The following is a 7,845-nucleotide window of genomic DNA, read 5'->3' as shown; positions in this document are numbered from 1 at the left end:
AAAGGCAAGCCACAGGATTGCCCTTTCCGCTACCAGGGTCAGTACGAGGATACCGAAACCGGACTTTACTACAACCGCTTCCGCTACTTCGACCCCGAAGCCGGACAGTATGTCTCCCAGGACCCTATCCGTTTGCGTGGAGGAATATTAAACTTTTACGCCTATGTACATGATCCGAATGGATGGATAGACGTTTTGGGGCTAGCAGCTACAAACCCTGGGGATGCTGGAGCTTTCGGTGATTTGAAAGGAGTTCCAGGAGATGGCCTCACTCCTCACCATATGCCTCAGGATGCGTCAGGGCACTTACCTCGAAACGAAGGTGGTGCTCTAGTTATGCCCCATGATGAACATGTTCAAACAAGAACTTATGGCGCTAGAGGAAGGGCGACTAAAATTGCTGATACAGGTAGACCATTCAGGGATGTATTGGTAGACGATATAAGAGATGTACGCAACATAGTTGGAGACAAGTATGATTCAGGTATAGAAAAACTTATTGAATATTATGAAAACAAAGGAATGCTTCCCCAAGGCTCACTAAAACTGAAAGACATATGCCCATGAGAAAAGAAGTGCTTGAGTTAAGCCAGCTAGGTCCGCTACCGAATGAGGACCAAGATATAGCAGATGGTGTGCTAGAACATTATGAGGAGTTGCTACACCGGATCCAGCCCCCGATTACCCGTGATGAAGCGGAACAATTGATTAAGCTCTTTCCAGCCACTGCTTGTTTTGGCCTTGAATGGACTTTGTTGCATATAATAGAGTCAACACCTGATTGGCCCATTCTTTCAATTATCGAGCTCTGCCCTAGTGTGGAATGGAAGCAGCAGATATTAGATAGGATAAGTAATACTTAAGTAAGAACTACCAGGGGTTGAAAGCTGTTGCTTTCAACCCCTGGTAGTTCTATGACCTGTGCATATAGGGAACATGAAGAGATAGTACGCTGGGTCTGGGATGGCAACAAGCCCCTGCACGAGTGGCACGAGTTGGAGGTAGGACCGGAAGCAGGCAGCGCCAGCGACGTCATCACCTGGCTCTTTGAAGACGACTCGTTTGCGCCGATGGCCAAGCTCACGGCCCAGGCCCGCTACAGCATCCTGACCGACCACCTGGGCACGCCGCTGGAGCTCTACGACCAAGCCGGCACGAAGACGTGGCAAGTTGAGCTCGATAGCTACGGCCAGGTGCGACAAGGCCAGGGCAAGCCGCAGGACTGTCCTTTCCGTTACCAAGGCCAGTACGAGGATACCGAAACCGGACTCTACTATTACAGATTTCGATATTATTATCCGCATGCTGGCAGCTACATCAGTCAGAACCCAATAGGATTAGCCGGGGGGCAAGTTTTACAGCTATGTAAAAAACCCTCTCTATTTTGTTGATCTATTTGGGTTGCTCGTATCCTATGGTGCCCTGGTTACTCTAACGGATGGATCCAACCACCCAGGCATGAGTTCGGTGGAAGGTAGCATTAGAAGGCATATCCGGAGGAATCCGACTTCTACAGTTCTTCTTGAGGTCAGAGCTCATCAATGGCAATGATCTTACTACCCCGATAGAGTAAGTATGTTTGCTATTGATGAGCATGGGAATGTCTTGGCTGATCGTACTATTTTAAATGGACTGCGCCAGAATACTTCTTGCCGTGGTTCTGGGTGCTAACTCCTTAATAATACTTTCGTGTCAATTTTCGACCAGCTTAGAAAGCATTCGGTAATTCAACCGGATAGCGCCTATCTAACAGCGCACCGGTTCACCGATGGCAAAGGCTTTCCGCCCTCCTATATCGACTTTGCTACCCACTTGAGCTGGGGAAGGCTCTGCGGCCTGTTTCTGATCTATGTTCCTCTGGGTCAACATCGCGATTCGTGGACCGTTCGTAGCCCTTGGATCAAACAGGCAATGGATGAGTTCTACGCAGAAATGGAATATGACGAATTATTCTTGTTAGAGCCCGACGGCTATCCAGGCCTGGAAAAGTCGCTGCTGCCTTTTGCTATGAGTGAGAATGGTGAATACCTGGCCTGGGACTTAGCTCACCGCAGCTCCGATGACGAACTGCCCATCTATGTGCTCGCAGCACGTATGGGAGGAATCCGCTACGGAGCTCCAAATTTGTATGACTTTGTGGAAAGGTGTGAGAATGATGAGGCGGTTAAAACAATGTTAGGGCCTGGCTACACCAAACTGCCTTTGACATTTGAGCCGTTGCCTCTAGATCATTAAGGCTGGTGGCAAACGCCATAGTTGCACAACTACGCAACTTCTGATTAAAAATTAAGCTCGATTATACTGCCCGATGGTTATACAGTGACCTTCACCTACGATGCGCTAAGCCTACGCCTAAGCAAGCGCTTCCGCGGTAAGGTCACGCGCTGGGTCTGGTATGAGGACAAACCTCTGCATGAGTGAAGCGGGTTTTGGCAGCAGAGCGATGTAGAACCTGACCACGCGGCTTTTGGGAGAAAAAAGCTCTACTCTTGCTTCTTCAAGCTCTGTACTACCTTTTAAGTAGGAAAGCCACTATAAGCAGAAAGCCCACGCGACCTGTGTCACGGGGGCTTTTTGACTTACTGGAAAGTGGTTACACCCACTTATTGTCCAGCACGGCGCCGTTGGCGTTGATTTTGTTGGCCGAAATGGTTAGGCTCAGGGTCATGGAGGTGTTGGTGTCAGCGCCACGGGCATCAAAGTGCTCGGCGTAGCTTACGCAGTAGGCTTCCTCGAAAGAAATTTCCTTCAGGGTTGAGTCCTGGTCAATGCGCTTGAAGGTGATTTTACCGCTTTCGCGCTTGTAGGGGTCTAGCATCCAGCTCGTCAGCGAAGCGCTGTCGGTTGAAACGATTGTCACTTTAATAGTCCCGCCCTGCACCTTTGACGAAGGACGTCCTTTGTCATCGATGGCTTGATCGAAGGAGTAGCTGCAGCTTACTACTTCGCAGTCACCGCTGCCAGCGGCGTTAAAGAATGCACTGAATGAGGCCATAATAAAATGTGTAAGGGGTTAAAAATGAAAGGAAGGGAATGAAAATACTGTACTCTTTTACTGCTATCTAGCTTAAGCAGGTACTACTCAGCCGCACTACAGGCTATTGCTGCTTGTACTCCGCATTCCAGTCGCGGCCGGGGTCATTGGGGTCGTCACCTTTGGTGCCGTCCAGCGACACCAGGAAGGTTTTGGCCGGAAAGTAGGGTACCATATGGATGTCGAGCAGAATCCGGTCCTTCTGGTTAGGGTCACGCTCAAACTTCTTGATGGAGAACTTCTCAATCAGCTTACCGGGGCCAGCAATACCATCCAGGAAGCGCACTACCTGGCTCTGGATGTCCATGCGCATGTTGTGGTCCCAGTTTTCGAAGGCGCGACGGTTCAAGAAATCAATCAGCACCTTGGTCACGTAGTCGAATACCCGAACTACGGAATAGGTCTGCAGACCGATGTTGTCGCCGTTGAACAGGGTTTTGGCGGAGAAGGCCATTACCCGGCCGTACTCATTTACCATCGGCACCAGCCCAAGCTTTTCCAGGTTGGCAATTTCGCTTTTGCGAAGCGGGAAGCGCACGCCGTCTACCTCGTTCAGGGTGCCGTGCTTGCGCCCGGCCGTTACCTGCGAGGCCAGTGTGCTATAGATGCGGCCAGCCAACGCCGATGACGGGGGTACAAACAGGTCTTCCTCCTCGCCTACCTCCTCCAGCTTGCCACGGCCTACCAACCAGTTGCAGGCCATGATGATGTTGGACTTGTGCGCCTCGCCCCCCGTGAGGTTAGCTTCCTCAAACAGCTCAATTACGTCGTCGGGGGTATCATAGTGCTCAAAATCAGTGACCATCATCACCTTGTTTTTGTGCGCAATCTTGGCCCACTTATCAATCACCTTGTTGGAGCCCAGGTAGCCCGGCACTACCAGCAGCGAGTAGTTGTCGCGCAGGTCGAGGCGGTCGTAGTTCTGCTCCAGCTCATTGGACACGGCATCAATGAAGGTGGTATTGTCAAGGTCCTGCAGCTGCTCCTTGTCCGCATTCAGGATGGAAATATTTTTTACCTCATCCTGGTCGGTATTGCGGTAGAAAAGCGCCACTGAGCGGTACGACTGCTCCATATCGTGCGTGGCCTCAATGGCTTTGCGCAGGTTATCCGTCAGCTGGTTGGTAGATGACTCTACCTGCGCCTCGCATTGCTGCACGGCATCGGCTACAGAATCGGCTTTGCTCAGCATCTCATGCCAGAGGGCCAGGCGCTTTTTCAGCTGCTGGCGGTCGGCCTTTTTGCTGTCTTCCGTCAGGAAAATCTTTTTGCGGGCCTTCTTCTCGGGGTTCAGGTTGGAAGCGCCATCAATGGTGGTTTCCAACAAATCGAAACCACCAAATTTGGCCAGAGCCTGGGCGTTTTCTTCAAGACGAGGGGCAAGCTCCCGTTCCCGTGAGGGGGTAGCGGAAGAGGCGTTTTGTTCAGTTGCCATAGAGGGGAATTTCTATCGGATGATGAGCGGATAGGGCGAGCGGATACGAAAACCCGGGCCAGCTAGTCCAGCTCGCTGATCATGGCCTGAATGGCCGCCAGGAAGGCTGCCTTGGTTTCAGGTGTTTCCAGCGCCGATTTCAGGATTTTGTTGGACTTCAGCTGCCGCAGTAGCTTCTGCAGATCATCGGTTTGCGTGCTCAGGTCCTGCAGAAAGTTGCTCTGGTTAATGATGCCTTTCTTGCCGAAGTCGCCCAGCGACTCAAACTGCAAGTTCTCCGTCACGGTAGAGCCATCTTCCCGGTCAAACTCTACCTCTACGGAGGGTTTGAAATGGGCAAACACAGCTTCGGGGGTACGCAGTCCTTCTACAATTTGGGCACGCAAAGGCGGATCGGAGGTGAGCTTTTGCACCAGCAGGGTGCGGTTCAGTGGAATATCTGAAATGGACTCTTGGGCACCATCCTGCTTCCGCTCCTGCCCTCCTATTCCGTAATTAAACATACGTTGTATTATTTAAGCTAAACCAACCTGTATCAGGGTATTGGCAGAAAGCTTTACGTGCTTTTCCGGCCGTAAGGTACAGGAATTTGAAAAACAACCTAAAAGAAAACACACAAATCTCGATTAAATAATATGCAAAATCCTATATGCTAGCCTATTGGCAAGATGCTATTCCGTAAAAGAAAAACCATGTATTTACATGCAATTATCCACCGATAAGGATATTCTTCTACCTTACCGCGCCGGTTATATGCCGGCCACTGGCTTTGCTTGCTTTGAGGCCTAACTATCTTCCCTTTTATCCTGCTTTCTAGTAATGTCTTACACAGATGAGTTAAAGCGGGCGCTGCACATCGCCCAAGCAGTAGCCCACGAATATCGGCATGAATACTACGCAGCCTCTCACCTATTTACGGCGCTGCTCCACAATGAAATAGGCTTGGCTTCGTGGCTGGCGGTGGAGCTGGGCAAGGATATTCACTACCTACGCGAATGGGCCGAAGTGCGGCTGGAGAGCCTGCCGAAAGCGGTGCGCCCTCCAGAGCTACCCGGCGCCGACAAGGAAATTAAGGCGATTCTGGAAGTAGCGGACTTAGTAGCGCTGCAGCTCTCCAAAGAAGAAACTGACCCACTGTGTGCCCTGGCCGCTGTACTGCGGCCGGGCCTGGTATACACACCAGAGCAGCTAAAATCCCTACCCCTCACCCAGCGCGAAGTGATAGAAGCGGCCGAGCCCGCCGCGCTGCAACCCGTAGCAGTAGGCACTGATGGGCAGACTACTACCCCCCTCTCCGACCGTACCCCCGCCGGGAAAGCCGGCGCCCTGGCTACGTACTGCGTCAATAAAACGGCCCAGGCCGAAAGCGGTAAGCTGGACCCCATTGTGGGGCGCGACCGGGAAACGCGGCAAATGGCCGAAATTCTGGGGCGGCGCACCAAGCCCAATGTACTGTTGGTAGGCGAGCCGGGGGTAGGAAAATCGGCGCTGGTGGAAGGGTTTGCCCAGCAGATTGTGCAGAAGAAAGTACCGGGCCACCTGCAGCAGGTAGCGCTGTTTGAGCTGGACCTAGGCACGCTGGTTGCGGGAGCTTCGTATAAAGGCGAGGTAGAGGACCGCATTAAAAGCGTGCTCAGCGAAATCAAACAGTACCACCGGGCCATCCTCTTCATTGACGAAATCCATGTACTGCTTGACCCCAAAGGCTCGGCGGGCGCGGGTATTGCCCAGCTACTGAAACCGGAGCTAGCCCGCGGCGAAATCACTGTAATTGGGGCCACTACCAACGACGAGTACCGCCAGTACATTGAGGCGGATGAGGCCTTTAACCGCCGCTTCGATGTGCTGCGGGTAGAGGAGCCGAGCATAGTGGTAGCCGAACGGATGGTGGAGAGTGTGCTGCCCTACTACGCCGCGCACCACGGCTTGCAGGTAGGCGAAGGCACCGTGGCCGAGGCTGTGCGCCTGGCCAAACGCTACCTCAAAGACCGCCAGCTACCCGATTCGGCTATTGACCTGGTGGACCGCACCATGGCCGCCATCCGGATGCTGGATGAGCACGCCAGCGCCGAGCTACTACAGCTCCAGCAGGATTTTGAAAGGCTGGTTGGGCGGCAGGCGGAGTTGACAGCGGCCGACTACCTGAAAGAGCTGCGGTGGTTTCTGTACCAGGTGCAGAACCAGGTTAGCCACCTATGGCTCAACCAGCTCGATCAGGAACAGCAGCCCGAGGCCCTGGAAACTGCCGAAGCCTTGGAAGCCTACGTGCGGGAACTGCTGGAAGCCGTAGTGAACCTCTCGGCAACCAAGAAGGACCGGGTGGAGCGGACCGATATTGCCGCCGTTGTATCGGGCAAAACGGGTATTCCGCTGGGCAAGCTGCAAAGCAACGAGCGGGACAAGCTGCTGAATATGGACCAAACCCTGCAGCAGCGCGTAGTGGGCCAGAACCACGCCGTGAAAGCATTGTGTGAGGCCATTCTGGAGTCGCGCTCTGGCCTCACGAAGGCCGGGCAGCCTATTGGGTCCTTTTTCCTGCTGGGCCCTACCGGCACGGGCAAAACGGAGCTGGCCAAGTCCTTGGCCGACTTCCTGTTCAACGACGAATCTTTCCTGATTCGCTTTGATATGTCGGAATTCAAGGAGGAGCACTCGGCGGCCCTGCTCTACGGAGCGCCTCCCGGTTATGTGGGCTACGAGGAAGGCGGCCTGCTGGTCAATAAAATTCGGGAGAAGCCCTACTCCGTGGTGCTCTTCGATGAAATTGAGAAGGCGCACAGCTCGGTGTTCGACATCTTCCTGCAGATTCTGGATGAAGGCCGGCTGCACGACCGGCTGGGGCGGGAAGGCGACTTTTCGAATGCCGTTATCCTGTTCACCTCCAACATTGGCAGTGAGCAGATTATTCAGTCGTTTGGCGCGGGCCAAATACCGGCTACCAGCACGCTCATGGAAACGATGAGCCGCTACTTCCGCCCCGAGTTTCTGGCCCGCCTCACGGAAATTGTGCCCTTCGCGCCTATTTCGGAGGAAAACGTAGTCCAGATCTTCGACATTCACCTGCGCCCCCTGCAGGAGCAGCTCAAGCGCCAGGGCATTACGCTGGAACTTACGCCGGAAGCCCGAAGCTACCTGGCACTGCTGGGCTTTACGCCGCGCTACGGGGCCCGGCCCATCAAAGGCGTTATTCGGCAGCAGCTCCGCCGCCCTATTTCCCGGATGATTATTGCCGGCGAGGTAGGCAAAGGGTCCATCATTTCGCTTGATAAGCTACCGGATGCAGAGGACCTGACCTGGCAAATAGAAGCTACCGAAGAACCAGCTGAGCAACCAGACGTAGCCGCGCCAATCGGCTAACCGAGCCGCGGGTTGTCGG

8 protein-coding genes are annotated in these 7,845 nt (G+C 53.5%); 5 read left to right on the top strand and 3 right to left on the bottom strand.

The window, feature by feature from the left end:
* The 4 genes from DNI29_RS25170 to DNI29_RS21515 all read left to right on the top strand — a co-directional run.
* On the top strand, positions 1–567 hold a 567-nt coding region (locus DNI29_RS25170; protein WP_133255750.1), incomplete at its 5' end, for an RHS repeat-associated core domain-containing protein.
* On the top strand, positions 564–863 hold the full coding sequence (locus DNI29_RS21525; RefSeq protein WP_110980205.1) for a hypothetical protein: 300 nt from the start codon (positions 564–566) through the stop codon (positions 861–863). The genes DNI29_RS25170 and DNI29_RS21525, both read left to right, overlap by 4 nt.
* A 51-nt stretch (positions 864–914) precedes the next feature.
* Positions 915–1,391, top strand: a complete 477-nt coding sequence (locus DNI29_RS25275; protein WP_202910557.1) for an RHS repeat domain-containing protein — start codon at positions 915–917, stop codon at positions 1,389–1,391.
* Positions 1,392–1,689: 298 nt separating this feature from the next.
* Complete coding sequence (locus tag DNI29_RS21515) at positions 1,690–2,235, top strand: SMI1/KNR4 family protein (protein WP_110980204.1); 546 nt, start codon at positions 1,690–1,692, stop codon at positions 2,233–2,235.
* A 358-nt stretch (positions 2,236–2,593) separates the two neighbouring features.
* Here DNI29_RS21515 and tssD read toward each other — a convergent pair whose 3' ends face one another.
* The 3 genes from tssD to DNI29_RS21495 all read right to left on the bottom strand — a co-directional run bounded on the left by tssD (position 2,594) and on the right by DNI29_RS21495 (position 4,972).
* A complete protein-coding gene (gene tssD, locus DNI29_RS21505; RefSeq protein WP_073287881.1) occupies positions 2,594–2,995 on the bottom strand; it encodes a type VI secretion system tube protein TssD in 402 nt (133 codons plus the stop codon).
* 103 nt (positions 2,996–3,098) lie between these two features.
* Positions 3,099–4,469, bottom strand: coding sequence for a DUF5458 family protein (locus DNI29_RS21500; protein WP_110980202.1), 1,371 nt, complete (start codon positions 4,467–4,469; stop codon positions 3,099–3,101).
* A gap of 62 nt (positions 4,470–4,531) precedes the next feature.
* Positions 4,532–4,972 carry a type VI secretion system contractile sheath small subunit gene (locus tag DNI29_RS21495; protein ID WP_110980201.1) on the bottom strand — a complete coding sequence of 147 codons (441 nt, stop codon included), beginning with the start codon at positions 4,970–4,972 and terminating at the stop codon, positions 4,532–4,534.
* A 316-nt stretch (positions 4,973–5,288) separates the two neighbouring features.
* On the opposite strand from DNI29_RS21495, the gene DNI29_RS21490 reads away from it, so the two are divergent.
* Positions 5,289–7,826, top strand: a complete 2,538-nt coding sequence (locus tag DNI29_RS21490) for an ATP-dependent Clp protease ATP-binding subunit (RefSeq protein WP_110980200.1) — start codon at positions 5,289–5,291, stop codon at positions 7,824–7,826.
* The last annotated feature ends 19 nt before the right edge of the window (positions 7,827–7,845 follow it).

The sequence above is a fragment of the Hymenobacter sediminis genome, assembly GCF_003231285.1.
Classification (GTDB): domain Bacteria; phylum Bacteroidota; class Bacteroidia; order Cytophagales; family Hymenobacteraceae; genus Hymenobacter; species Hymenobacter sediminis.
This window is presented reverse-complemented; position numbering and strand designations above follow the sequence as displayed.

Excerpts from the sequence above, each read along its gene's own strand:
- DNI29_RS21495 (WP_110980201.1), bottom strand. The coding sequence starts at position 4,972 with ATGTTTAATTACGGAATAGGAGGGCAGGAGCGGAAGCAGGATGGTGCC.
- DNI29_RS25275 (WP_202910557.1), top strand. The coding sequence starts at position 915 with ATGACCTGTGCATATAGGGAACATGAAGAGATAGTACGCTGGGTCTGG.
- DNI29_RS21525 (WP_110980205.1), top strand. The coding sequence starts at position 564 with ATGAGAAAAGAAGTGCTTGAGTTAAGCCAGCTAGGTCCGCTACCGAAT.
- DNI29_RS21490 (WP_110980200.1), top strand. The coding sequence starts at position 5,289 with ATGTCTTACACAGATGAGTTAAAGCGGGCGCTGCACATCGCCCAAGCA.
- DNI29_RS21500 (WP_110980202.1), bottom strand. The coding sequence starts at position 4,469 with ATGGCAACTGAACAAAACGCCTCTTCCGCTACCCCCTCACGGGAACGG.
- tssD (WP_073287881.1), bottom strand. The coding sequence starts at position 2,995 with ATGGCCTCATTCAGTGCATTCTTTAACGCCGCTGGCAGCGGTGACTGC.